Here is a 25237-nt window from a genome sequence, read left to right as displayed (position 1 = left end):
AGCTCATTCGAACTCCATGATCACTTCGTCCACGGCAAGACTATCGCCGGGGCCCGCATTGATCTTGGTGACGATGCCCTTCTTTTCGGCGCGAAGGATGTTTTCCATCTTCATCGCCTCAACAGTGCACAGCGCCTGACCTTCTTGCACTTCTTCGCCCTCGGCCACGTCGATTTTGACGATCAGACCGGGCATGGGGCACAGCAGCATCTTGGAGGTATCGGGGGGCAGTTTTTCTGGCATCAGATCGGCCAGTTCGGCCTGACGCGGTGTGCGCACATGGACCTTGATGTCTGCGCCCCGGAACCGGATGCGGAAACCGCCGACCATTTTGTCGACCTTCAGCACCATAGGTGTTCCGTCGATCATCACCCGTGCGAGACTATCGCCAGGGGTCCAATCGCTTTCGACCCGCAGGCTTGCGCCGTCTTTTAGCTGCACGGTGGCGCCGTCTTTGTCGGCATCCACGGTGACATCCATGCGCGCGCCCTGCGCGGTCACGACCCAATCGTCGCCGACCTTACGTTCGTGGTTGTCCATGCGGCCAGACACACGAGTACGGCGGATTTCGGCCACGCGGTGCATCGCAGCGCATGCCGCAGCCACGCGCGACAAGGCGGTCTCATCCAAGGTCACGCCCTCAAAGCCGTCGGGATACTGCTCTTCGATGAAGGCCGTTGTCATGTCACCCTTGATAAAGATGTCATGGTCCATCACCGCAGCCACGAACGGCAGGTTGTGGCCAATGCCCTCAACCTCAAAGCTATCAAGGGCTGTGCGCATTGTCTCAATCGCAGTGGCCCGGTCGGGACCCCATGTGCAGAGCTTGGCGATCATCGGATCGTAATACATGCTGATCTCACCGCCCTCAAACACGCCAGTGTCGTTGCGTACCGTGCCATCGCCCAGCGCACCTTCAACAGGGGGGCGGTAACGGGTCAGACGCCCGATCGAAGGCAGGAAGTTCCGGTAGGGATCCTCAGCATAAAGGCGGTTCTCAATCGCCCAGCCGTTGATCTTGAGATCTTCTTGTTTGATGCCCAAAACCTCACCGTCGGCAACGCGGATCATCTGCTCAACCAGATCGACGCCCGTGATCAGCTCGGTCACAGGGTGTTCCACCTGAAGGCGGGTGTTCATTTCAAGGAAGTAGAAATTACGGTCGCCATCGACGATGAATTCCACGGTACCCGCCGAGGCGTAGCCAACCGCATGTGCCAGCGCCAAGGACTGCTCGCCCATCGCTTTACGAGTGGCCTCATCCAAGAAGGGCGAGGGCGCTTCCTCAACCACTTTTTGGTTCCGCCGCTGGATCGAGCATTCGCGCTCATGCAGGTACACGCCGTTGCCGTGGCTATCGCACAGCACCTGAATTTCGATGTGCCGTGGCTGGGTGACAAACTTTTCGATGAAAATCCGATCATCGCCAAAGCTGTTGGCCGCTTCGTTCTTGGAGGACTGAAACCCTTCGCGCGCTTCGGTGTCGTTCCATGCGATCCGCATGCCCTTACCGCCGCCACCAGCGGAGGCCTTGATCATAACCGGATAACCGATCTGGTTTGAGATTTTGACAGCCTCTTCGGCGTCTTCGATCAAACCCATGTAGCCGGGAACCGTGCTAACGTTGGCCTCTTGGGCGATCTTTTTGGAGGTGATCTTGTCCCCCATTTTTTCAATCGCACCAACGGGGGGCCCGATAAAGGCCACGCCAGCGGCCTCAAGCGCCTCAGCAAACTTGGAATTCTCGGACAAGAAGCCATAACCGGGGTGAACCGCTTGGGCACCCGTTTGCTTGATCGCCTCCATCACCTTGTCGATGACGATATAGGACTGGTTCGCTGGGGGCGGGCCAATGTGGACGGCTTCATCGGCCATCTTTACATGCAGCGCGTTTTTGTCCGCATCCGAATAAATCGCCACCGTCTTGATGCCCATGGCTTTGGCAGTCTTGATCACGCGGCAGGCAATCTCGCCCCGGTTGGCAATTAGAATTTTCTCGAACATTACGCTGTCCCCTTGTCTTGACCTTTTGCCGAGGCTGATCCCCGGATATCGTTCAAATGCCAAAAGGCCACTCGGGATCCCCTCCCGAGCAGCCTTGAGGCTTGTGAGTCGTGGTTACCCCTTGTCAGGGGTGCAGTGCACTCGGCGTCAGAGGCCGAGGTCGTTTGACAATGCACCGCCGACGCCGCCGATTGCGGCCCCCGTGATGCATTCGCCGTCTTCGATGATTTCACCCACCGCGCAGCCGACGGCCGCGCCGATACCGGCACGTTCGATGTCGGACAGGCTTGCGGTGTTGCACGCCATGAGCGTGGATAAAACGATTGCGACTGCTGATAACTTGATGGTCTTTGCCACTTTGACGTCTCCTGTATGTCCCGGGCCCCGGACACCTGCGCCGCACTCCCAGCCGAGTACAGGCTCGGAGGAAATCGACGAGCCTGCACCAGGCGAGAGGAACATAGGGCCCCGCCATGGCTCATGAAATCCTTGGGGGAAATCAGCCATGGTTTCAAATGTGCACGAGTTATGGGCACAGGCCAGCAGGAACGCTCATTCAAATTACGATCGGCGCGAATTGGCTCACTGGGTTTCGCCATCAGCGAATTTGCGCCGAATCCCAAGGTCATTCCTCGGTTTCCTCGTCCCAGTCGTCAAAGCTTTCGGCCTCAAACACACGCGGGAAAGACACGCGCGCCACGGCCTCATCGATCCGCAAAAGCGAGTCGTAGCTGACGGGGTCGAAATCCTCTTCGACGGCCACAACCTCACGGTCGAGCAGCCAGTTCAGACGGCCTGCGTCCAAATTGCCCCGCTCAAACGGCTCTGGCCCGAAGTGGGACCACAACGCAGCCATAAAGCCCTCATCGGCGCGCCGATCGGCAGGTTTACGGTCAGGAAAACGTCTGCGCGCCACTAGGGGCGTTACTCCACGCGGGTTCGCGCGGCGGATCACAAACTGATAGTCAGTGCCCGGAAGACGGCCCGGAAAGCCACGGTGCTTTAGCATGCGCTGCCCCCCACCGAAGGGGTCCATGTGGCGGAGGCAACGGCCCGCCACATGAGGGTGTTCAGGTCACGCGGCTCAGAACTTGCCGGAGACAGGTTCCGCTTCGAGAGGCGTGGGCTCAACGATGACGATTTCTTCTTGGGTGCCGCTGCTACAGGCCGCAACGATGGCGACCAAACCGACGGCAATAAGCGCTTTGAGGCTTTTGGACATTCTGCTCTCCTTAATGGGGTGCGGGGGGACGATGCATCGACGCAACCCTCCCGACGACTGCCGACTGCACCACTGCAATCGTTTTGCAGCATATCGGAATCGGTGTGGAAAACATACGGGCGTGCGTTCACATGCGCGGGTTGTTGCGCACATGCACCAACCCTCCCCGCAGGTGAACATCGCAGCTCAAGGTCGTGTGGCCGCTTCATAAGTCCTCCAAGATGCAGGCCCCATCGGCCAGCTCATATACGCTAAAATACTGCGCGACGTCCGGGTTGGACGTGCCGCGCGGGATAGGTGTGTCCATCAGGTTGACCACGACTTGGGCGGCGGCGCCATGGGGCAAACCGCTCAGCGTCAGGCCATGGGTCGCGCAAATCCAATCCATGTCCGCTTGCGCGGCTTCAAACCCCAATGCACCGACCTTGGGCGCGATGGCACGGATGACCAATTGCAGGTCTTGGGTGCCCTGCATCCGTTCCCACGCGATCTGCCACAGCGCTAGCGGCTGACCCGAGGGCACTGCCCCCGCCTGCCCCGCCGCAAGGCCAAGCACAAAGGCGAGCACCCAGTTACGCACGCGCACACCACCGGGCCCGCGCCGTGGGTTGATTGAGCACCCCCGCAATGCGCGCAGTGAGATCCGGCGCAGACGCGTCCAGCCGTCCGCCTGCCCGCACCTGCATGTCCGAGCCGCTGCGCGTGACCTCAACAATCGGGGAAAACCCACGCACCCGCGCCAAGGCCCGCCATATGTCTTGGCGGACCTGATGGGCAATGGCCGCACGGTTACGATCCGCGCAGCCGGTCAACACCGTCTGCACCGCCACGTCCCAGCGCACGGGGGTCCGACGCGCAAGCGTCAGCCGCGCGCCGTCCACCGACATATGCCAGCCCTTCGCCATCCGATCAGAGCGGGATGTTGTCGTGCTTTTTCCACGGCTTGTTCGTGGACTTGTTCCGCAACGCCGCAAAGGCCCGCGCCACCCGCTTTCGTGTGGATTGGGGCATGATGACCTCATCCACAAAGCCTTTTTCAGCGGCGACAAACGGGTTGGCAAAGCGATCCTCATAATCCGCCGCACGCGCCGCGATCTTTTCGGGATCATTCAGCTCAGAGCGGTAGAGGATTTCAGTCGCACCCTTGGCACCCATCACGGCGATCTCGGATGTGGGCCACGCGTAGTTCACATCGCCCATCAAGTGCTTGGACGACATCACCACATAAGCACCGCCATAGGCTTTGCGCGTGATAACAGTGACCTTTGGCACGGTGGCTTCGCCATACGCATACAGCAGCTTCGCACCGTGCTTAATCACGCCGTTGTATTCTTGGGTCGTGCCGGGCAGGAAGCCGGGCACATCCACGAACGTCAGCAGCGGAATTTCGAACGCATCACAGAACCGCACGAACCGTGCCGCCTTGCGGGAGCTGTCAATATCGAGACACCCAGCCAGCACCATAGGCTGGTTGGCAACCACACCGACAGTGCGTCCCTCCAACCGGATGAACCCTGTAATGATGTTGCCCGCGAAATCCTTTTGGATTTCGTAAAAATCGCCTTCATCGGCGGTTTTCAGGATCAACTCGCGCATATCATACGGCGCGTTGGGGTTTTCGGGTACCAATGTATCGAGCGACGGCTCAACCCGGTCGGGGCTATCAAAGAACGGCCGGACCGGGGGCTTTTCCCGGTTATTGAGCGGAAGGAAGTCGATCAGGCGACGCACCTCAGCCAAGGCCTCAACGTCATTTTCAAACGCCGCATCTGCCACCGAGGATTTCTTGGTGTGCGTGGTCGCACCACCCAATTCCTCTGCGGTGACCTGTTCGTTGGTCACGGTTTTCACCACGTCGGGGCCAGTGACGAACATGTAGGAGCTGTCTTTGACCATAAAGATAAAGTCGGTCATGGCGGGCGAATACACCGCCCCACCCGCGCACGGCCCCATGATCATCGAGATTTGCGGCACAACGCCCGAGGCGTCGATGTTGCGCTGGAACACTTCACCATAGGCCGCCAGCGATGAGACGCCCTCCTGGATACGCGCACCGCCGGAATCGTTGATCCCGATCACGGGTGCGCCGTTTTGCATGGCCATATCCATGATCTTGCAGATCTTGGCACCATGCGTCTCGGAGACGGAGCCGCCCATCACGGTGAAGTCTTGGGAAAACACATAGACCTGACGTCCGTTAACTGTGCCCCATCCAGTGACAACACCGTCCCCCGCAGGCCGCTCCGCCTCCATCCCGAAGTCCGTGCAGCGATGGCGCACGAACATATCATATTCCTCAAAGCTGTCCTCATCGAGCAGAAGGTCGATGCGCTCACGGGCAGTCAGCTTGCCCTTAGCATGTTGTGACGCCACGCGGCGCTCTCCGCCCCCGGCACGCGCCGCGGCACGGCGTTCGTCCAACTCGCTCAGAATATCCTTCATGTCCGGGGACTCCCTTTTTGGTGTTGAGACCTTCTATGCAGTGACGCGCGATCTGGGAAGGCTCAGTTAGAATATTTGCAAATGCTGCATATGCATATTTTGGCGAATTGCAAATTTGCGAATATTTGAGATATACCAAGCCGCTCTGTGTATTCCGGACCGCCGCAGTGTGCGCCACCACACAGGCGCACACATAGACTTGTTAACCTTAACTCCCTAGGAAACAAAGGATGTCTACCCGCCCAACGGTCCGCTTTCTCGACCGATCCACCCCGCCCACTGTCTTTACACTCGTGATGCTTGCCGGCATCGCGGCCCTCACGATGAGCATTTTTCTGCCCTCACTGCCGAATATGACCGCTTATTTTGAGACTGACTATCGCCTAATGCAGCTATCGGTCGCAGTCTATTTGGCCATGAACGCAGTGCTTCAGGTCATTGTCGGCCCCCTATCCGACCGATATGGCCGCCGCCCCGTGATCTTGTGGGGGTGCGGGTTGTTTTGCGTAGCGACCTTGGGCTGCCTTATCGCACAAAGCATTGAGACGTTTTTGCTCTTTCGCATGGCGCAGGCCGTCATCGTGACATCCATGGTCCTCAGCCGGGCCGTTGTCCGCGATATGGTGCCCACAAATGAAGCCGCATCGATGATCGGCTACGTCACGATGGGCATGTCAGTGGCACCCATGATCGGCCCAGCCATTGGTGGCGGGCTAGATGCGGCTTTTGGCTGGCAGGCCAGCTTTTGGCTCCTGCTGATTGCGGGGCTGGGCCTTTGGGCGCTCAGCTGGTTTGACCTTGGTGAAACCGCCAAGGCCACCTCCACCAGCATGATCGCCCAAATCCGCGATTACCCCGAACTGCTCACATCGCCGCGTTTCTGGGGGTACGCTATGGGTGCGGCATTCACGTCTGGTGCGTTCTTTGCGTACTTGGGCGGCGCACCCTACGTGGGGGTCACGCTGTTCAAAATGGACCCAGCAACAGTAGGCGCATTTCTGGGCGCCCCCGCTATTGGCTATTTCTGCGGAAACTTCTTGTCAGGGCGCTACAGCCAACGCCTTGGCATCAACACGATGGTTCTGCGCGGCTCACTGTTTTCCTGCTCGGGCATCGGCATGATGGCCCTGCTGTTTGCCGTTGGCATCGAAAGCCGCTTTGTGTTTTTCGGCCTGATGACCTTTGTGGGCGTCGGCAATGGGTTGGTTTTGCCCAATGCAACCGCTGGAATGCTATCAGTCCGCCCCCACCTTGCGGGCACCGCCAGCGGCTTGGGCGGCGCGATGATGATCGGCGGAGGCGCAGCACTATCGGCACTGGCGGGTGCCGCCCTAGGCACCGGCAACAGCGCAATGCCCCTCATTCTGATCATGCTGGCCTCAGCCATTTGCGGCGTCGCAACCATTGTTGCAACGGTCCGGCGCGACCGCAGGTTAGGGCACACGATCACCCCCTAGCGCCCCTTTGCAAAGCCGCGTAAAATCACGCTGCAAATCTGCAAAGGAGAGCAACCATGAGCCAGCGCAAATTATATGCCGGTGCAAAGCTGCGCGAAGTCCGGGGCCGCCTGTCTCTCAACCAAACTGACTTCGCCCGAAAACTCGGCGTCTCGCTCCCCTATTTGAACCAGATGGAAAACAACAACCGGCCCGTATCCACACGGGTAGTGCTTGCCCTCGCGGGCGAATTTGGCTTCGACGTCACGGAGTTGTCTGAGGGCGATGCAGAGCGGGTCGTGACCGATATGCGCGAGGCATTGGCCGATCCGGTATTCTCAGACCCGCCACCTCTTGCGGACCTACGGCTAACCGCATCCAACGCCCCAGGCCTCGCGCGCGCGTTCCTGGAACTGCACCGCGCCTACCGTCAAAGCAATGAACGCCTCGCCTCCATGGATGAGGCCCTTGGCTCCGCCGGTGAAGGCGTCGGCCAAAGCCCGTGGGAAGAAGTACGCGACTTCTTCCACTACTGCGACAATTACATCGACGCCGTCGACCGCAACGCTGAAAACTTTGTCGAACGCGAGGGCGGTGATGTGAAAAAGGCGCTCGCAGCTGCCCTGCGCGCCCGCGGCGTCACCGTCGAAGTCGCCGATGGACCAGTCCGTAGGTTTGAGGGCAACGTTCTGACCGTCTCAGCCCAAAGCCCGGAATCGACGCAACTGTTCCAGATGCTTCACCAGTTCGCACTCATCGAAAAGGACCCAATCCTTGAGGCAACTCTCGATCTCGCACGCCTCTCAGGGCAGGCCCGCGATATCGCCAAAGTAGGCCTCGCGAACTATTTCGCAGGAGCGGCACTTATGCCCTACGCCCGCTTCAAGGCCGCCGCAGAAGACGTCCGTCACGACCTAGAGTTGCTCGCCCACCGCTTCAACGCATCTCTGGAACAGGTCGCCCACAGACTATCAACCCTCCAACGCCCCGGCGCCAAAGGCGTGCCATTCTTCTTTGTCCGTGTTGATCAGGCAGGCACAATCACCAAACGCCACTCTGCAACACGGCTCCAATTCGCACGTTACGGCGGGGCCTGCCCCCTCTGGAACGTCCACCGCGCCTTTGAAACACCCGGTCAGTTCCTGCGCCAACTGGCACAAACCCCAGACGGGGTGAAATACTTCTGCCTCGCGCGCGATGTCTCAAAATCCGGAGGCAGCTACTCCGCCCCGACACGGCGCCTCGCGATCGGCCTCGGGTGTGAGGTCGTGCACGCCAAATCCATCGTGTACGCGGATGGAATGGACCTCAGTGCACCCTTTGAACCGATCGGAATTTCATGCCGCATCTGCAACCGCGCAGGCTGCCATCAACGGTCCGTCCCGCCGCTGGAAAGCCGCCTCCAACTTGACCCAAACCGGCGCGATATCCTGCCCTACGACGTACAACCCTAAGACCAGCTTCTTTGGTTCACAAATATCCATCCACGGGCTCAGTCACAACGCAGCGCCCGATCAAACGCGATGCGTGAGGTGTCAGCCCCTAATTCACGCAAGCGAAACCCACCAATAAATCGCACAGCGACCATTCCGGCCCAATTGCCCCGCGCCAACACCATCTCGGGCCCATCGCCACAATCGCGAACACCACCGGTGATCCAATCCTCACCAATCCGGTGATTGGTCAGCCCACCCACCATGGCCAGTTCTTGCAGCCGCACATCACCATCCGGCGCTGAGTTCCAGCGCCACACACGCAGCGTCTTTGCCAGATGAGGGCGGTCAACGTAGGCAAATTCCACAGCCCCGTCGCCATCAAAATCGGCCACGCCCACAGGCGCAAGCCAGCGATTGTCCGTACCGATGTAAGGCGTGGCCGCGCGCAGCCCAAGCTGCCCATCTGGACCCAAACCATAGAACGCCGCACGCGCGCCTTGCCCGGGCGTCGCCTCAACCGTCAGTATTTCGGGATTGCCGTCACCATCCATGTCCGCCAACCGCGGGGCTATGTCTTCGAACACCCGCTCAGACAAGATGACGCTAGTCACGCGGCCATCTGACAGTGTCACATCAAGCGTCGACCAATTGTGCGGCTTTCCCAGCACAAGATGGCCATAGATCTGCGTCGCGCCGGAATAGCGCGCCGCAGTGATTTCTAGCGCATTCGCTAGGCCGGGCCACAGGCTCGCGGCCAGCAAAACGCCGCGCACCAGACCGCGCCACAAGCGGGCGTGTGGACGCGGCGCCGCCACCATTTAGATTTGTTTTTCGGGCATTTGCACGACAAGGCCGTCCAACGCGTCGCTGACCTTAAGCTGGCAGGTCAAACGCGAACGCGCTGCATCCGGTGAGAACGCAAAATCCAGCATGTCCTCTTCCATCGGGTCTTTTGCAGGTAGTTTTTCAACCCAATCCGCATGCACATAAACGTGGCAGGTTGAGCAAGCGCAAGCCCCGCCGCAATCGGCTTCAATACCCGGGATACCATTGTCCCGCGCGCCTTCCATAACGGTCAGCCCGTTAGCAACTTCCACGACATGCTCTTTGCCGCCGTGCTCGATGTAGGTGATTTTGGCCATGCGCCGATGCTCCTTCAGTCGTGTCCTCTTGCGATGTAGCTGTCGCGGACCTCGGGGGCAAACGGGATTTGCATTTCGCATCAATTGTTCTATTTTTGTTCTAATGCCCTCGCATTGCATCACCACCGCCGCGCTGAATGCGGCCCCCAACACAACTCGGCTCACGGTGGCGGGCCTCGTGCTGGTGCGCCACCGTCCCGGCACGGCCAAGGGGGTGATCTTTCTTACGCTTGAGGATGAAACAGGCACCTGCAACGTGATTGTCTGGAAATCGGTTTATGAGCGGTTTCGCAGGGCAATCATCGCCGGACGTTTGCTTCGCGTGACGGGCCGGGTTCAGCGACAAGGGCCAGTGCCCCACCTAGTCGCCGAAAATGTTGAGGACATCTCACCTATGCTAGACGCACTTTTGTCCCCCGATCTGCCGCGTGTTCACGAACAGTTGGGCGCCCCCCCCTTACCGTCACTTTCCCATAAGCCCAAACCGCGTTAATCTTGGCCAAACGGCTTCAGACCGGATCTCAGCAGTGTCCCACCGAATTTTCACCGCCCTTATTGCGCTTTGCCTCGCCCCGTCATGCGCGCCACCCGGCGGCGCGTTGGACACAACTGAACCCAGCATTATCCCCGCCGCAAAAGCCCCCGCTGAGCTGCGCGCGCAGGCCAACCCCGATGCCTGCTGGTCCAAAACCACACGGCCCGCTGTCATCGAAACCATCACTGAGCGGCTTTTAATCCAGCCCGCCCAAATCTCCAGCGCGGGCACGATCACACAGCCACCAATCTATCGGACCCGAACCCGGCAGCGCATTGTCGATGATGGGAACCGTTGGTTTGAAATTCCCTGCGCGCTCGGCCAAGACCCCGCGTTCATTGCCACGCTCCAACGTGCTTTGGCCGCACGGGGGTACTATGACGGCCCCATCAGCGGCACCTATGACGCGCCCACCCGCGCTGCCGTGCGCGCCTATCAACGCCCCCAAGGGCCCGATAGTGGTGTGCTAAGTATCGATGCTGCCCGAACGCTGGGCCTTGTGGCTGTGCCCCGCGACGACAGCACCTAGTGCGCATAAAAAGCCCCGGCTCACACGATGGTGGCCGGGGCGTTTGTCTTTATGCTGCTGCGCGAAGGCGGCGGCTTAGCCCAGCGACAGGGCTACGAACCGAGGATCACCACCGCGGCGGATCAGCAACAGAAGGCTTTTTTGCCCCGCTGCTTTTGCCGCTGCGATCTTTTCCTCCAGTTCGACCAAAGTGCTGACTTCAGTCTGGCCGGCCTCAGTGATCAGGTCACCGACCCGCAGGCCTTTGGCAAAGGCCTCGCTGGCCTCATCCACTTCCTTGACTACAAGACCCGATGCAGCCTCCGGCAGGTCCAATTCAGCGCGCAACTGGTCATCGAGCACTCCGACGGTCAGCCCCATCAACTCTTGCTCGGTCGGGACTTCCTCAACCGGGGCAGAAGCGGGCACCGCACGTTCGGCTTCTTCACGACGGCCCAGCGTCACAAGGATCGTCTGCGTGCCGCCATCGCGGAACACCACGACGCGTACAACCGCGCCAACGTCCGAGTTGCCGACCATCGTCACCAGACCGCGCGTGTCCTCAACGGTCTCACCCTCGTAGGACAAGATCACATCACGCGCCTGCAAGCCTGCCTCAAGGGCGGGACCGGGGGGCACATCGGTGATCAGCGCGCCTTGGACGGCGTCCAGCTCAAGCGCTTCGGCCAATTCCGCATCCACGTCTTGGATGCGGACACCCAACCAGCCGCGACGGGTTTCGCCAAATTCCTGCAATTGATCCACGACGCGGGTCACAACGGTTGCGGACATCGCAAAGCCGATCCCGATGGAGCCACCATTGGGCGACAGGATCGCCGTATTCACGCCGATCACCTCGCCATCCATGTTGAACAACGGCCCACCCGAGTTGCCCCGGTTAATCGCGGCGTCGGTCTGGATGTAGTCGTCATAGGTACCCGACAACGCGCGTTCCCGCGCAGAAACGATACCCGCGCTGACCGAGAACCCTTGGCCCAGCGGATTGCCCATCGCCATCACCCAATCGCCCACGCGCATCGCATCGCTATCCCCAAAGGGCACAAACGGCAGGGGGATATCGCTTTGCACCTTAAGTACCGCGATGTCGGTGTTGGGGTCGGTCCCGATCACTTCGGCGGGCAGTTCCGCACCAGAAAAGAACTCGATCAAGATCTCATCCGCGCCTTCAATGACGTGGTTGTTTGTCACGATATACCCGTCCTCTGAGATCACGAACCCGGACCCAAGCGCCGAGGACCGACGTTGGGGGCGGTTCTGTTGACCGGGTCGGTTGCGGAATTCTTCAAAGAAATCCTCCAGCGGAGAGCCGCGCGGCACTTGGGGCCCGGTGCCGCGTTCCACGGTGGTCGATGTGGTGATGTTCACCACCGCGCCCGAGACTTGCTCCACAAGGTCGGCAAAACTGTCAGGGGCGCCACGGGCCTGCGCGGCTATCGCCTGCGCCAGCGTCAGTGCCACGCCCAATACCAAAAGCCACAAGCCCCGCAGCCATGTCGGCTGGGTCTGAGCGGGCTGGGCGAGTGCGGTAGTTTTAAGTGTCAAATGATCGTCCTCCTGAACCCTGTCGGCGCGGCCCGTACCCGGTGCGCCCGTGCTGATGCATATCGGGGCCTCGGGCGGAGCTTTCAATAGAGCGCGCCTCTCACAACAGTGTGAGATGTCTCTTAATCTATGGTTAACCTAGAGCCAAATATCTGCAAGTCGCGCCGTTTTGGGCAAAAGCTTGCGAATGGCCAGTCACGAAAGCGGGATGCACAAACCATCACGCCCCACGGTGAGCGGGCCGTCCCATGTGGGTTGGATCGCGGCATGCCAATCACGCTCGGAAAAGTTGGGATCATCGGCTGGCAACAAATGGTTCAGCACCAAATGCCCCACGCCTGCTGCCGTCGCGATCCGCCCCACATCTTCGGCCCGCGTATGTGATGCATAAAGATGCTCCCGCAGGCGGCTGGCCCCCGGTGTCCGCTTGATCAAAGCCTCAACACCATCGGTCAACATCGCCTCGTGCACCAACACGTCCGCGCCTTTGGCGAACGCGCCAAGCGGTGGGAAATAACAAGTGTCGGAGGAAAATACGACCGTCGCGCCAGCACCCGTAAACCGCAGTGCAAAGCAGTCCGTGACGGGCGGGTGATCTACACGCAAAGCCGCAACGCTGAGCGTGTCGTCCTGCATCACAGCACCCTCAGTATAGGTCTCAATCTTGATCAAATCCAGCAGCGGTGGGCGCCCTTCATCCGCAAGACGGATTTTATAGTCAAACGCCAGAGAGGCCATGAACCCCTGCCAATATTCCGCAATTCCCGGCGGGCCATAGACCGTGATCTGCCGTTGCAGCCCTGTCGTCCAAGCTGTGTAAATCAGCGGCCCCAATTCCAGCACATGATCAGAATGCAGGTGAGTGATAAAGATATCGTCAATCTCAAGCAGGCCCACGCCCGCCTCAACCGCGCTGCGGGCCGCGCCAATGGCACAATCGATCAGAATAGTCCGCCCGCCCAGCCGCAACAACGACGCCGTAGGCAGTGCCCCGCCCTGCCGGATCGCGGGACCACCCTTGGTGCCGAGTAGAATGATATCGTTCATATGCCCCCCTTGGTTGTCCGCACCCTAGCCGCTTTTGCACGATATGGAAGCCGCCCCCAACAGCGAACGCCAGTAACGAAAAAGGGCCACCCGGTTGTCCCGGATGGCCCCCTATTTGCAAAGCGAGTGCGGCTTAGTAGTGCGCGGACAGGCTCGCCATTCCTTCGGCCTTGGGGGGCGCGAACTTGGTCAGGTCGATGCCCTCGACAGCGGTTTTGTATTCCTCAACCGTGGGGGTGCGCCCCAAAATTGCGGACAGCACGACAACCGGCGTGGAGGCCAGCAGGCTCTCACCCGCTTTGTCGCCTGCATCCTCAACCACACGGCCTTTGAACAGACGTGTGGACGTCGCCAGCACCGTATCACCCTTGGCCGCTTTCTCTTGGTTGCCCATGCACAGGTTACAGCCGGGGCGCTCAAGATAGAGAATGTTCTCATACTCGGTCCGCGCCTTTTCTTTGGGCGCGTTGTCGTCGAACTCAAAGCCTGAGTACTTTTGCAGCACTTCCCAGTCACCCTCGGCCTTCAACTCATCAATGATGTTGTAGGTCGGTGCGGCCAGAACCAGTGGCGCCTTGAACTCAACGCTGCCGGTGGATTTCTCAAGATTACGGAGCATTTGCGCCACGATCTTGACGTCGCCCTTGTGCACCATGCACGAACCAACAAAGCCCAAATCCACTTTCTTTTCCGCACCGTAGTACGAAATTGGACGGATCGTGTCGTGGGTGTAGCGCTTGGACACATCGGCGTTGCGCACGTCAGGGTCTGCGATCATCGGCTCATTGATGGCATCCAGATCGACCACGACTTCGGCGAAGTACTTGGCGTTAGCGTCTGGCGTCAGCGCGGGCTTTTCGCCGGACCGGATTTCCGCAATCCGCTTGTCGGCAATCGCGATCAGGCCGGTCAACATCTTGGCATCGTTTTCCATACCCTTGTCGATCATGATCTGGATCCGCGACTTAGCGATCTCAAGGCTTTCGATCAGCGTCTCATCCTCAGAGATACAGATCGAGGCTTTGGCCTTCATCTCTGCGGTCCAATCGGTGAACGTGAACGCTTGGTCGGCCAGCAATGTGCCGATGTGCACTTCGATGATGCGCCCTTGGAAGACGTTGTCGCCGAACTGTTCCAGCATCTGCAACTGGGTCGCGTGGACCACATCGCGGAAATCCATGTGTGGGGCCATTTGGCCCTTGAAGGTCACTTTGACCGACTCTGGGATGGGCATTGTCGCCTCACCCGTGGCCAGTGCCAGTGCAACCGTACCGGAGTCCGCACCAAAGGCCACGCCCTTGGACATCCGCGTATGGCTGTCGCCGCCGATGATGATGGCCCAATCGTCCACGGTGATGTCGTTCAGCACCTTGTGGATCACGTCCGTCATCGCGTGATAGACGCCCTTGGGGTCACGTGCCGTCACAAGGCCGAACTTGTGCATGAATGCCATCAGGCGGGGCGTGTTGGCCTGCGCCTTGAGGTCCCAAACCGAAGCGGTGTGGCACCCGGACTGGTACGCGCCGTCAACCTTGGGCGACAGAACCGTTGCCGCCATGGCCTCCAGCTCTTGGCTGGTCATCAGGCCGGTGGTGTCCTGCGAGCCGACGATGTTGACGTTGACCCGAACGTCCGATCCCGCGTGCAGGGGCGTATCAGAAGCCACACCAACAGCATTGCGGTTAAAGATTTTCTCAACAGCGGTCAGGCCTTGGCCCTCGTGCGAGATTTCTTTGGACGGTGCAAAGGCGGATTTCAGCGGAATGCCCAGCGTTTCGCACGCAAATGTCTGGAGCTTTTTGCCGAACACGATAGCGTAGGAGCCACCGGCCTTCATGAACTCAACCTTTTGCGGCGTGAAGCTGTCGGCCATGTCGACCAACTCTTCGGAACCATCCTCAGAGAACAGTTTCTTTTCCTTGGTGTTGATCGTCAGGACGGTGCCGGTTTCCACCGAATAGCGCTGCTCCAACACAGGGTTGCCGTCGTTGTTCAGGATGGGGTTGCCGTCTTGATCAACCTTTTTGACCCAGTTTTTCAGGTCGACACCGATACCACCGGTCACGCCGACGGTCGTCAAAAAGATCGGCGAAATCCCGTTGGTACCTGCCACGATGGGCGCATAGTTCACGAACGGAATGTAGGGGCTGGCCTTTTTGCCGGTCCACAGTGCGACGTTGTTCACGCCCGACATCCGTGAGGACCCAACACCCATCGTCCCCTTTTCCGCGATCAGCATCACGCGCTTGTCGGGGTGCTGAATCTTGAGGGCTTCGATTTCTTGCTGCGCGCGTTCGGTAATCATGCACTTACCGTGCAGTTCACGGTCCGAGCGAGAGTGCGCTTGGTTGCCAGGCGACAGCAAGTCGGTCGAAATATCGCCCTCAGCCGCGATATAGGTGACGACTTTGATCTCTTCGTCGATGTCCGACACCTTGGTGAAGAACTCAGCGTCTGAGTAGCTTTCGAGGATGTCTTTGGCGACGGCATTGCCTGCAGCAAACGCCTCAGCCAGACGGTCGGTGTCCGCCTCGTAAAGGAACACTTGGGTCTTGAGGACTTCGGCGGCTTGGCTCGCGATATCCGCGTCATCACCCAGCGCCAAATCCAGCAGAACCTCAACCGAAGGGCCGCCTTTCATGTGCGACAGCAGCTCAAACGCGAAGGTAGGTGTGATTTCGGGAACGTTCGCCTGACCCAGAATGATTTCCTTGAGGAAGTCAGCCTTTTGACGGCCAGCGGGCGTCGTGCCGGGGATCGTGTTGTAGATAAAGAACTCAAGCGACGCTTCGCGGTGCGCGTTGCTGGTATCTTTGATCTGCGCGATGATCTCAGAGGTCAGCGCCCCGTCATCAATCGGCTTGGGGTGCAAACCTTGGGTTTTGCGCGTTTCGATCTCTTCTAGGTAGGCTGTGTACAAGCTCATGATGATCCCGACGAGTTAGAGTTTAGAGGGCAGCTTCGACGCCGGGACCCGTGGGTCACCGCTCCCGAGAAGCAATTGTATGCCGCGGTATACTATGGCGGACAAAATCTCAAGCACGGAAAACGTGGCATGTTGCCCCACTGGCCTGAATTTAACGCCGCTAGGGGTGATTACACACCGACTCGGGCCCCATCCACAACGCGACATATTTCCTGCACAACAGACGGGTTAGAACACGCCCAGGCTCAGCCCCGCCCCAATCGCAGCCCCCAGATCACGACAGGGGGCCAACTCGGCCTCCGTCAGGGACTTCGGCGCCAAAATGGCCTCTGGCGTTTGGGCATGAGTGCACAGGATCAGCGGCTCCTGCACCTCTCGCAGACGCCAACCTGTGGCGATGCGCGCCGTCTGACGTGCCGCGTTCTGCCCATCAGACCCTGCACAGATCATCTGCGCATAGGGCCGCCCGTTCAACTCACCCAAAACCGGGTAATAGCACCGATCAAAGAAATCCTTCATCACACCCGAAATCGCCGCAAGGTTTTCGGGCGCGCAAAAGATGTAGCCATCTGCCGCCAATAGGTCATCCGGCCCTGTATCCTGCGCGGATTTCAGGACCGTTTCGCATTCCTGCCCCGCCGCGTCCGCAGCGGCCTGCGCCATCTGCAGACTGCCACCTGTGCGGGAATGATACACGATCAGCAGTTGGGTCATGGTGCGCGGCTCCGGTGGTTTAACCTGTCTTAACACGCCAATCCCGCGCACAAAATGCAGCAGCGTTGTCGAAAACCGCCCATTTTGGTACACTGAAAGCAGGAGGTGACCAATGTCGATGGGACTTCGAGTGTTAACAGTCGCGCTGGCCGCGACCCTACCCGCGCAGGCGCAAGAGGCCGACCCACGAGCCGGGCGCGACTTTTTCCAAACCTATTGCTGGCAATGCCACGGCAAAAGCGGCGCGGGTACGGGGCCAATGGCCGAGATGCTCGCCATCGCACCACCAGACCTGACCACACTATCGGATCGCAACGGTGGGACCTTTCCGACAGAACAGACTTTGATGCAAATCGACGGTCGGTCCCCGTTGCTGGCCCACGGCGGCGACATGCCGATTTTTGGCGCGTTTCTTGAGGCCGATCAAAACGTCCCGCTCAAGGTCGAAAGCGGCCAGCCGGTCCTTGTCAGCCCAGAGTTGGCAAACCTGATCAGCTATCTGCAAAGCCTTCAGGGCGAATAGCCCCCATGAACCGGGCCAAAATCGGGGCTAACCCCCAAACACCGCCCGCACAAATCCGACGCCCACGACACCCAAGCCCACACAAATCAGGCCGATCATGCGGCGGGTTTCAAACGGGATTTCCGCAATCATCGCGATCAGGTCTTCCAAACGCCGAGGGGCCAGTGCAAGCACCAGCCCCTCAATCACAAGGGCCATCGCAAGGCCCAGTAACACTGCTTCGATCATTACTGACGACCAGTGTCCGCTTTTAGGTAGTCAAAGAACTCACTGTCGGGCGACAGAACCATCGTCGAGTTGTTCCCCTGCAACGCGCGGCTGTAGGCCGTGAGCGAGCGGTAGAACTCAAAGAATTCCGGGTCCTGACCAAAGGCCTGAGCAAAGATGTTGTTGCGGCGCGCATCGGCTTCACCACGAACGATCTCGGCCTGACGTGTGCTGTCCGAGACCAACTCAACCACGGTCCGGTCCGCTTGGGCACGGATCCGCTGCGCGGCTTCTTCACCACGGGCGATCTCATCTGCAGCTTCGCGTTCACGCTCTGCGCGCATCCGAGCAAAGGTCGCGTCAAGGTTTTGCGCCGGAAGGTCGGTCCGCTTGAGGCGAACGTCGATGATTTCCAGACCCAGTTGACGGCCCTCATTCCGGGCAAGTGTCGCGATCCGGTCCATCAGAACCGCCCGATCCGTGCTCAGAATGTCGTTAGACGACACCGAACCCAGAACGGCCCGCAACTGCGACCGCAAAATCCGATCAAGCTGGATTTCGGCAGTCCGAATGCCACCAACGCCCACAGCTTCGCGGAAGTCTTCAACGTCGGAAATCCGATATCGGGCAAACGCGTCAACCACGAGACGACGATCATCCGACGGCGTGATCTCAATCGGGTCCACATCGCGGCTCAGGATGCGGTCGTCATAACGGACAACCTCTTGGATCAGCGGCAGTTTGAAGGCCAGACCGGGGTCTTCCTTGACCGCAACCACACGACCAAATTGCAGCACGAGCGCTTTTTCACGTTCATCCACGATAAACACCGAGGACAGCACACCGACCAGCGCAACAACGACGACCGGGATCAGGAAAGTTGATTTGTTCATCAGTTGGTTCCTCCGCCACGGCGCAGTTCATTGATGGGCAGGAACGGGATGACGCCTTGGCCACCGCCCTCGCCACCACCGCCGATGTTGTCATCAACGATGATCTTGTCGAGACCGCCCAGAACGTTCTCCATCGTTTCCAGATAGAGCCGCTTGCGCGTCACTTCAGGGGCATTGGTGTATTCGCCCAAAACGGCGACGAAACGGCTGGCTTCACCTTCGGCTTCGTTCACAACCTGCGCCCGGTAGGCTTCGGCTTCTTCTAACAGCTGAGCAGATTCACCACGCGCGCCCGCAAGCACACGGTTGGCATAGGCATCAGCTTGGCTTTGCAGCCGGTCACGCTCTTGCTCAGCGGCCTGCACTTCGCGGAAGGCATCAATCACTTCTTCGGGCGGATCGGCGCGGTCAAAGTTGACACGCAAGATCGCCACACCGGACTGATAGCTGTCGAGGGTGGACTGGATCAGTTCTTCAAGGCGCTGCGCAATGGCTTCGCGGTCGCGGTTCAGGATCGGAGCCAGTTCAGACTGTGCCACGATTTCACGCATCGCGGACTCAGCCACAGCGCGGATCGATTGCTCGGGATCGCGCAGGTTGAACAAGAAGGCACGCGGGTCGCTGATGTTCCAAGACACTTGGAAATCGATGTCGATGATATTCTCATCACCCGTAAGCATCAGACCAGCATCCGCCGCCTGCCCCCGACCTGTGCCGATGTCCACAGTCCGCTCCGTCGTGACCGGGATCACTTCGGCGCGCACAACGGGCCAAGGCGCAAAGTTCAGACCCGAATTGCCGGTGGCCACGTATTCGCCGAACAACAGCTCAACGGATTGTTCTTCCGGGCGGACCGTATAGAGCGAAGCATAGACCCACAGACCAACAGCCGCCAAGGCCGCCAAACCGATGGTGCCTTTGGTAAAGATCGGGCCGCCGCTGCCGCCCATTGGGCCACGGCCATTGCCGCCACCGCCTTTGCCGCCCATCAGGACGCGCAACTGCTCTTGGCCTTTTTTCACCAGCTCATCAATTTCAGGGATTTGAGGCCCGTCGCCATTGCCGTTGGGGCGACGTCCGCCCCCGCCTCGGTTGCCGCCGCGGTCATCATCACCGCCGCCAGAGCCGCCTCCGCCGCCCCAAGGGCCGCCGTTATTCCCAGCCATACAGGTCTTCCCCTTTTGTCGTCTTATCTCTTTAGCGTTGTTCTTCAACTTGTGGTCGAAGGACGAATATTCAAGCCCTTACTAGGCGCTCCGCACCGGGTTCTTCATGGTCACGATTTCCTCAGACATCGTGGGGTGAACGGCGACGGTGCGATCAAAATCCGCTTTGGTTGCGCCCATTTTCACGGCGACACCCGCAAGTTGGATCATCTCGCCCGCGTCAGGCGCCACAATATGACAGCCCAGAACGATGTCCGTCGCCTTGGAGACGACCAGCTTCATCAACACGCGGTTGGGCGCACCGGCAAAGGCGGACTTCATCGGACGGAAAGATGTGCAATAGATATCAACGGGTTCAATCTCTCGCGCGGCCTCTTCGCTTAGGCCGACAGTCCCCATTTCTGGCTGTGTGAACACCGCAGATGGGATCAAATCGTGGTCAACCTTGGTGGGGTTGCCTTTGAACACGGTCTCAACAAAAGCCATACCTTCGCGGATAGCCACAGGCGTCAGGTTGACCCGGTTGGTCACGTCGCCAATGGCGTAGATCGAGGGCACATCGGTCTGGCTGTAGTCGTCCACGACAACCTCACCCGCACGGCCCAGTTTCACGCCGACGTCTTCTAGGCCCATGTTGTCCGTGTTGGGCGCGCGGCCCGTAGCAAAGAACACAGCGTCGTAAACGCCTTCATGGCCGGTGGTGGATTTGACCCATAGCGGGCCGTCCCCGTCGCCAGTCATCACCGGGGTTTCACCAGCGGGATAGGCCATCGCCGCATCGGCACCGCCCGCGGCCTTCACCGCCGCCTCTGGTGCCATTTGCAGCACGTTGGCCCCCGTGTGGATATCGATCCCTTGGGTCCGCATTTCCTCAGAAATCAGGCCACGAGCCTCATCATCAAAGCCCCGAAGGATCTGCGCACCACGGTAGTATTGCGTCACCTGCACACCCAGCCCTTGCAGGATGCAGGCGAATTCACATGCAATATAGCCGCCGCCCACAATCAGCACGGTTTTGGGCATTTTGGGCATATTAAAGATGTCATCCGACACCATCGCCAGATGCGCATTGGGCATATCGGGGCGCACCGGACGCCCGCCCATAGCCAGCAGAATGTGCTTGGCGGTAAAGGTTCGGCCATCAGCCAGCTCAACGGTGTGAGGGTCTTTGACCCGTGCACGCTGATCAAAGCTCTCAACGCCTGAATTTTTCAGCAGCGACCGATAGACACCCTCAAGCCGGTCCAACTCGGCGTTCATCTTGGTGCGGAACTTGGTCCAGTCGAAACCGCCCTGCGTGACGTCCCAGCCATAGGCGCCCGCATCCTGTGCGACGCTGCCATAGCTGGAGGCGAACACCATCAGCTTTTTGGGCACACAGCCCCGGATCACGCAGGTGCCGCCGTACCGGCTTTCTTCTGCCAGAGCCACCTTGGCGCCGTTTTCGCCTGCGGCCACACGGGCTGCACGCACACCACCCGACCCGCCTCCGATTACGAAGAGGTCATAGTCAAACGCCATTGCAGTTCCTTCCAAAGTCTAGCCACCAACATCCGTAAAGATGCTGTCGCTCTCATTCACGGCGACCTGTTCGTTGGTCACTGTGCCGTTATTAATGTCACGCACAATCGCGCTGCCGTCGGCGGCCCCCACGATCACGACGTCGCATAGGTTGATGAACAACCCGTTTTCCACAACGCCCGGGATCTGGTTCAGCACGTGGCTTACCTGCTGCGCATCCTCTAGCCGCTCTAGGTGCAGATCAAGGATCAAGTTGCCCTCATCGGTGCGGAACGACGCATCTTGGTTCAGCCGAAGCGTGATGTTGCGGCCATCCACATCAAGATCGACCAGCGCCTTTTCGATCAGCGACTGGGTCGTCTGCCAACCAAAGGGGATCACCTCAACCGGCAGCGGGAACGCACCCAGCGTTTTGACGTGCTTGGTCGGGTCCGTGATCACGACCATTTTGTCGCTGGCCGTGGCCACGATCTTTTCTTGCAGCAGCGCGCCACCGCCCCCTTTGATCAGGGTCAGGTTGTCGTCAAATTCGTCTGCACCGTCGATCGTGACGTCCAGCCACTTGGCTTCGTTCAGGTCCACGACCTTGATACCCAGCGACGTCGCCAATTCGGCCGTCCGGGTCGAGGTGGCCACGCCCGTAATGTTAAGCCCGTCGTTGCGCACCATCTCAGCCAGACACCGCACCATCCACGCCGCGGTTGAGCCGGTGCCCAATCCGACGCGCATCCCGTCCTCAACATAGTCAACGGCCCGGCGCGCCGAGACATATTTTGCTTTTTCGATGGGGTTCAGATCAGCGGACACGGCAGAATCCTTGCATAAAAGGTGGCAGGCGCGTTCTCTATAAACCGCCCACGCCGGGGCTGCGAGCGGAAATGCCCAAGCCCGCGAGTGCTGCGTCCAACATCTCTGGCGGCAAAAATACGAGCGTTCCCGGCGCGTCAAATTCCAAGTGCACGTCCCGCGCGATCACCCGATTGGAGGTGCCCAACTGGTTCTGCGGCCCGAGCGTCAGCCCTTCAATCGGCCATTCCAGCCCGCGGGACCGCCCCGTCACGGGCCACAGGGGATACAACGACACCCGCGTGCCCAGCGGCAGGTTCAGCGACAAGGAGCGCGGCGCGTGAATGATCACCTCATGGTCCGAGACCAGCACACAAGGCGCTCCCTTATGGGCGGCGAGCGTGCTGAGGGCGACCAAAGTGTGATCCAGCAGCGCACCAGTGAACCCGATCCCCAACAGAAACGGTGCCTCTACGCTGCGCAAGACCTTGGCAAAATCCGTGGTGTCCTGCTCCGCGATGGGGTGCAAGCTGTCAGACGGCAGGCGCGCGCGCACGTCTGGATCAAGGCTATCGAGGTCTCCGATGGTGGCGATTGCCCGATGCCCAAGCGCCAGCGCACGGCCCGCGCCACTATCAGCGGCCACCAACGTCGGCGCACGTTCAAGGCACAACCCCAGCATCTGGGCCGAAATCGGCGCGCCACCCACCAAGGTGACACCGGTTTCACTGGTTACGATCATAAGACAGAGCTCCCTCCAGCGCCGCAATTATGCCTAATTTGTGGTTAATCATCCTGAAATCGCCCCAAACGCGTCGCCTTTTAACTGGAATCGTTTTGTTTAACCAATCGTTGACAAGGTATGGATAGCCTCGGACATTCCGGGGAGAAAGTGCAGCAAGAAATGGTCAACGCGAGCAAAATTCTCACAGTGTCTTATGGCACATTTTCATGCACCTTGGAGGGGTTTGATGATCCCTTCTCAACCATGAAAGACATTTCCGAGTATTTTCGCAACCTCGCATCGGAGGATCGTTTCTTTGGGGCAGAACCGCCAAAGCTAGACGCCGACATGCTAAAACACATTGCGGAGGTGAATACCCAGGCTTCCGTTTCGGCGCAGATGGGCGACAATGCCGTAACCCTGCGCCCCACCGATACCGTCACTGAGACACCTGAACCGATCACGCCAGAGGTTCCAGAAACCCTTGAAATTGAGAATGAACCAGAGATCGCCGAGCACATCGAAGCGATTGACGAAGATACAGACGACGCCCCCGAAGTGACCGAAGAAATCGAAGAACCGGTCCAAGACGTGGCGGATGAGACCATCATCGAAGAGGCCCCCGCCGAGGTCGAAATCACCGACCAAGAAGAGGTCGAGACGCCCGAGGACACCTCGACCGTTGCCGACCGATTGGCCCGCATCCGCGCCGTCGTCGCCCAAGACACCGACCCCGAAGATGACGATGCCTTTATCGACACGTATTCTGAGGATCAGCACGCCGAGGATATCTCAGAGACGGCAGAAGACAGCATCGCCGCCCTCTTGGCCGATGATCACATTCTTCCACCCTCTGAGCCGGAAATGATCGAGGACAGCTTTGAGGTTACCGATTTTGATGACGGCACCCTGGATGATGGCCACCAAATCGAAACGATCGAAGACACAGCGCCCCTCGCCCCGATTGCCAAGCCCGCGCCCATCGCCCGCGCAATTGTGACAAGGGTTCTGAAATCCGCAAAAGATATTGCCAAGATGCAGGTGTCCAAGCCCGACGTCTCTGCCGAAGACGACACGATTTCCCCAGAGGATGAGGCCGAGATGCTGGCCAGTCTGGCCCGGATCGAAGCCGAAACCGCCAAGCGCCGCGCCGAAGCCCTGCCTGCAACGGCGATGAACAACCCCGCCGATCTGGAGCGTTTGTTCGACGCCACTGAAACCCGCTTTGACGGGGCCGAAACCTCCCGTGCGCATGCCAATATCTCGCACCTCAAGGCCGCCGTTGCCGCCCGTAACGCAGACGCCCCAGCCGCTAGCGTCGAGGAAAACGACGAAACCGAAGCTTACCGCGAGGATCTGGCAAACGCCGTCAAAGACCAAGAGCCTCGGATTGCGGAACCACAGACCGAAACCCCAGAGGCCATGGAAGTGGAGCGCGCTACTCCCCTCGTACTCGTATCCGAGCAGCGTGTGGACGATGGGTCGGACGAGGATAGCCTCGACGATCTGGACGATACGGCAGAAGATGACGCAATTGAGAACCTCGCAGCGCCCTCGCCAGAAGATACCGATGAAATCTCCGCTCCGCGTGCAGAGCCCATTGGCGGCAAAGTCCTGCCCCGCCGGGTCCGCCGCGCAATGACCGACAGCTTTGAAAGCGATCGCGATACGCTCGCCTCCGTGGCCGCTGCCGCAGGTGAAAACCGCGCTGAGCTTGGGTCCGACTTTGAGGATTTCGCCACCGAACTAGGCGCCAAAGAATTGGTCGATATCCTAGAAGCAGCTGCCGCCTACAGCCAACTTGTGCAGGGCCGCGAAAGCTTTTCACGCCCCAAACTTCTGCACCTCGCGATGGAAGCAGACGAAACATTCAGCCGCGAAGAGGGCCTGCGCAGCTTTGGCCAACTCCTGCGCAATGGCACCATCAAGAAAATCAAGCGCGGCTCGTTCGAGCTGACACGGACTTCGCGCTACGCAGAGCCTGCCGCCAAACGGTCCGCAAGCTAACTCACCTCGGGCGGCTGAACGCCGCCCTCACAAACAAGGCGAGCGCAGGAACGAGGCGCCCCCTTTCCGATTTTGGAAGCTCGTTCCAAACAAACTGGCGGAAGCGATCCTTACGATCCTTCCGCCATTTTTTCATAATTTGACGTGCGAAGCCCGCGAAGGGCTGAGGTCTAGTCCTTGGGCTGCGCATCCGGATCGGCCTGACCGATCCCTCTGAACACGGACTTAAACGGAAACGCCCAGACAACACCAAGGGCGATATACACGAACAGCTCCACCACCAGGGGCGGACGCTCCAGCCAGTTCACAATCGTCACCGCCGTGACGATATAGGCGGGCAACCCGACAAGCAGGATGACCAACGACCAACGACGACGGGCTTTGTAGCTCAGGGCCATGGGGCACTCCTTGGGGCGATATGGGCGCCCCATAAGG

The 25237-nt window shown here is 59.5% G+C and carries 26 protein-coding genes; 6 read left to right on the top strand and 20 right to left on the bottom strand.

Annotation, left to right across the window (positions count from 1 at the left end; all coding sequences use genetic code 11):
• Window positions 1–3: 3 nt before the first annotated feature.
• From THS5294_RS17065 to THS5294_RS17040, 7 genes are all read right to left on the bottom strand, one after another.
• Window positions 4–2004: an acetyl-CoA carboxylase biotin carboxylase subunit gene (locus THS5294_RS17065; protein WP_058124661.1), complete on the bottom strand. Its 2001-nt coding sequence runs from the start codon at window positions 2002–2004 to the stop codon at window positions 4–6.
• Window positions 2005–2151: 147 nt separating this feature from the next.
• Complete coding sequence (locus THS5294_RS17060; RefSeq protein ID WP_038004804.1) at window positions 2152–2361, bottom strand: YMGG-like glycine zipper-containing protein; 210 nt, start codon at window positions 2359–2361, stop codon at window positions 2152–2154.
• 268 nt (window positions 2362–2629) lie between these two features.
• Window positions 2630–3013, bottom strand: coding sequence for a hypothetical protein (locus THS5294_RS17055; protein ID WP_038004803.1), 384 nt, complete (start codon window positions 3011–3013; stop codon window positions 2630–2632).
• A gap of 75 nt (window positions 3014–3088) precedes the next feature.
• The gene (locus tag THS5294_RS18460; protein WP_162834952.1) at window positions 3089–3226 is read right to left on the bottom strand and encodes a hypothetical protein; all 138 of its coding nucleotides are present in this window, start codon (window positions 3224–3226) and stop codon (window positions 3089–3091) included.
• A 205-nt stretch (window positions 3227–3431) separates the two neighbouring features.
• On the bottom strand, window positions 3432–3806 hold the full coding sequence (locus THS5294_RS17050; RefSeq protein WP_133244392.1) for a DUF6497 family protein: 375 nt from the start codon (window positions 3804–3806) through the stop codon (window positions 3432–3434).
• Entirely contained in the window at window positions 3799–4113 is a 315-nt protein-coding gene (locus THS5294_RS17045) for a hypothetical protein (RefSeq protein ID WP_233486507.1), read from the bottom strand. The genes THS5294_RS17050 and THS5294_RS17045 overlap by 8 nt, the downstream gene beginning before the upstream one ends.
• A 22-nt stretch (window positions 4114–4135) precedes the next feature.
• Window positions 4136–5668 (bottom strand): acyl-CoA carboxylase subunit beta, encoded by a 1533-nt coding sequence (locus THS5294_RS17040; protein WP_038004798.1) that lies wholly within the window; start codon window positions 5666–5668, stop codon window positions 4136–4138.
• A gap of 230 nt (window positions 5669–5898) precedes the next feature.
• Between THS5294_RS17040 and THS5294_RS17035 the strand changes: the two genes are divergently transcribed.
• Together THS5294_RS17035 and THS5294_RS17030 are read left to right on the top strand one after the other, a co-directional pair.
• The gene (locus THS5294_RS17035) at window positions 5899–7125 is read left to right on the top strand and encodes a multidrug effflux MFS transporter (protein ID WP_058124658.1); all 1227 of its coding nucleotides are present in this window, start codon (window positions 5899–5901) and stop codon (window positions 7123–7125) included.
• A gap of 56 nt (window positions 7126–7181) precedes the next feature.
• Window positions 7182–8558, top strand: a complete 1377-nt coding sequence (locus THS5294_RS17030; protein ID WP_058124657.1) for a helix-turn-helix domain-containing protein — start codon at window positions 7182–7184, stop codon at window positions 8556–8558.
• A 38-nt stretch (window positions 8559–8596) separates the two neighbouring features.
• On the opposite strand, the gene THS5294_RS17025 is transcribed toward THS5294_RS17030, so the two are convergent.
• Both THS5294_RS17025 and THS5294_RS17020 read right to left on the bottom strand, forming a co-directional pair.
• A complete protein-coding gene (locus THS5294_RS17025; RefSeq protein WP_233486506.1) occupies window positions 8597–9358 on the bottom strand; it encodes an FG-GAP repeat domain-containing protein in 762 nt (253 codons plus the stop codon).
• Window positions 9359–9682 (bottom strand): 2Fe-2S iron-sulfur cluster-binding protein, encoded by a 324-nt coding sequence (locus THS5294_RS17020; RefSeq protein ID WP_038004792.1) that lies wholly within the window; start codon window positions 9680–9682, stop codon window positions 9359–9361.
• 103 nt (window positions 9683–9785) lie between these two features.
• Here THS5294_RS17020 and THS5294_RS17015 point away from each other — a divergent pair, with 103 nt between their 5' ends.
• Entirely contained in the window at window positions 9786–10175 is a 390-nt protein-coding gene (locus THS5294_RS17015) for an OB-fold nucleic acid binding domain-containing protein (protein WP_058124656.1), read from the top strand.
• Between the two features lie 34 nt (window positions 10176–10209).
• Window positions 10210–10746 carry a peptidoglycan-binding domain-containing protein gene (locus THS5294_RS17010; protein WP_082645068.1) on the top strand — a complete coding sequence of 179 codons (537 nt, stop codon included), beginning with the start codon at window positions 10210–10212 and terminating at the stop codon, window positions 10744–10746.
• Between the two features lie 75 nt (window positions 10747–10821).
• On the opposite strand, the gene THS5294_RS17005 is transcribed toward THS5294_RS17010, so the two are convergent.
• The 4 genes from THS5294_RS17005 to THS5294_RS16990 all read right to left on the bottom strand — a co-directional run bounded on the left by THS5294_RS17005 (window position 10822) and on the right by THS5294_RS16990 (window position 16975).
• Window positions 10822–12288 (bottom strand): Do family serine endopeptidase, encoded by a 1467-nt coding sequence (locus THS5294_RS17005; RefSeq protein ID WP_082645067.1) that lies wholly within the window; start codon window positions 12286–12288, stop codon window positions 10822–10824.
• Window positions 12289–12483: 195 nt separating this feature from the next.
• The gene (locus THS5294_RS17000; protein WP_058124655.1) at window positions 12484–13335 is read right to left on the bottom strand and encodes an MBL fold metallo-hydrolase; all 852 of its coding nucleotides are present in this window, start codon (window positions 13333–13335) and stop codon (window positions 12484–12486) included.
• A 133-nt stretch (window positions 13336–13468) separates the two neighbouring features.
• Window positions 13469–16261, bottom strand: coding sequence for a bifunctional aconitate hydratase 2/2-methylisocitrate dehydratase (locus THS5294_RS16995; RefSeq protein WP_038004788.1), 2793 nt, complete (start codon window positions 16259–16261; stop codon window positions 13469–13471).
• 228 nt (window positions 16262–16489) lie between these two features.
• Window positions 16490–16975: a flavodoxin family protein gene (locus THS5294_RS16990; RefSeq protein WP_058124654.1), complete on the bottom strand. Its 486-nt coding sequence runs from the start codon at window positions 16973–16975 to the stop codon at window positions 16490–16492.
• A 112-nt stretch (window positions 16976–17087) separates the two neighbouring features.
• On the opposite strand from THS5294_RS16990, the gene THS5294_RS16985 reads away from it, so the two are divergent.
• The gene (locus THS5294_RS16985; RefSeq protein ID WP_233486505.1) at window positions 17088–17498 is read left to right on the top strand and encodes a c-type cytochrome; all 411 of its coding nucleotides are present in this window, start codon (window positions 17088–17090) and stop codon (window positions 17496–17498) included.
• A gap of 27 nt (window positions 17499–17525) precedes the next feature.
• Here the strand turns inward: THS5294_RS16985 and THS5294_RS16980 are convergent, their stop codons facing one another.
• The 6 genes from THS5294_RS16980 to THS5294_RS16955 form a co-directional block, all read right to left on the bottom strand.
• Complete coding sequence (locus THS5294_RS16980; RefSeq protein ID WP_038004783.1) at window positions 17526–17726, bottom strand: DUF2065 family protein; 201 nt, start codon at window positions 17724–17726, stop codon at window positions 17526–17528.
• Entirely contained in the window at window positions 17726–18598 is an 873-nt protein-coding gene (hflC, locus tag THS5294_RS16975) for a protease modulator HflC (RefSeq protein ID WP_038004780.1), read from the bottom strand. The genes THS5294_RS16980 and hflC overlap by 1 nt, the downstream gene beginning before the upstream one ends.
• Window positions 18598–19764 carry an FtsH protease activity modulator HflK gene (hflK, locus tag THS5294_RS16970; protein ID WP_038004778.1) on the bottom strand — a complete coding sequence of 389 codons (1167 nt, stop codon included), beginning with the start codon at window positions 19762–19764 and terminating at the stop codon, window positions 18598–18600. The genes hflC and hflK overlap by 1 nt, the downstream gene beginning before the upstream one ends.
• Window positions 19765–19845: 81 nt before the next feature.
• Window positions 19846–21285: an FAD-dependent oxidoreductase gene (locus tag THS5294_RS16965; RefSeq protein ID WP_058124653.1), complete on the bottom strand. Its 1440-nt coding sequence runs from the start codon at window positions 21283–21285 to the stop codon at window positions 19846–19848.
• Window positions 21286–21303: 18 nt separating this feature from the next.
• Complete coding sequence (gene rpiA / locus THS5294_RS16960) at window positions 21304–22092, bottom strand: ribose-5-phosphate isomerase RpiA (RefSeq protein ID WP_058124652.1); 789 nt, start codon at window positions 22090–22092, stop codon at window positions 21304–21306.
• Window positions 22093–22129: 37 nt separating this feature from the next.
• Window positions 22130–22813 carry a thiamine diphosphokinase gene (locus tag THS5294_RS16955; protein ID WP_058124651.1) on the bottom strand — a complete coding sequence of 228 codons (684 nt, stop codon included), beginning with the start codon at window positions 22811–22813 and terminating at the stop codon, window positions 22130–22132.
• Between the two features lie 120 nt (window positions 22814–22933).
• On the opposite strand from THS5294_RS16955, the gene THS5294_RS16950 reads away from it, so the two are divergent.
• Entirely contained in the window at window positions 22934–24802 is a 1869-nt protein-coding gene (locus THS5294_RS16950; protein WP_058124650.1) for a hypothetical protein, read from the top strand.
• Window positions 24803–24972: 170 nt separating this feature from the next.
• Here the strand turns inward: THS5294_RS16950 and THS5294_RS16945 are convergent, their stop codons facing one another.
• Window positions 24973–25200 (bottom strand): DUF2842 domain-containing protein, encoded by a 228-nt coding sequence (locus THS5294_RS16945; protein WP_058124649.1) that lies wholly within the window; start codon window positions 25198–25200, stop codon window positions 24973–24975.
• Window positions 25201–25237: the final 37 nt, after the last annotated feature.

Source organism: Thalassobacter stenotrophicus (genome assembly GCF_001458315.1).
GTDB classification, from domain to species: domain Bacteria; phylum Pseudomonadota; class Alphaproteobacteria; order Rhodobacterales; family Rhodobacteraceae; genus Thalassobacter; species Thalassobacter stenotrophicus.
Note: the sequence above shows the minus strand (reverse complement) of the source record. Positions and strands in the feature narration are given on the sequence as shown.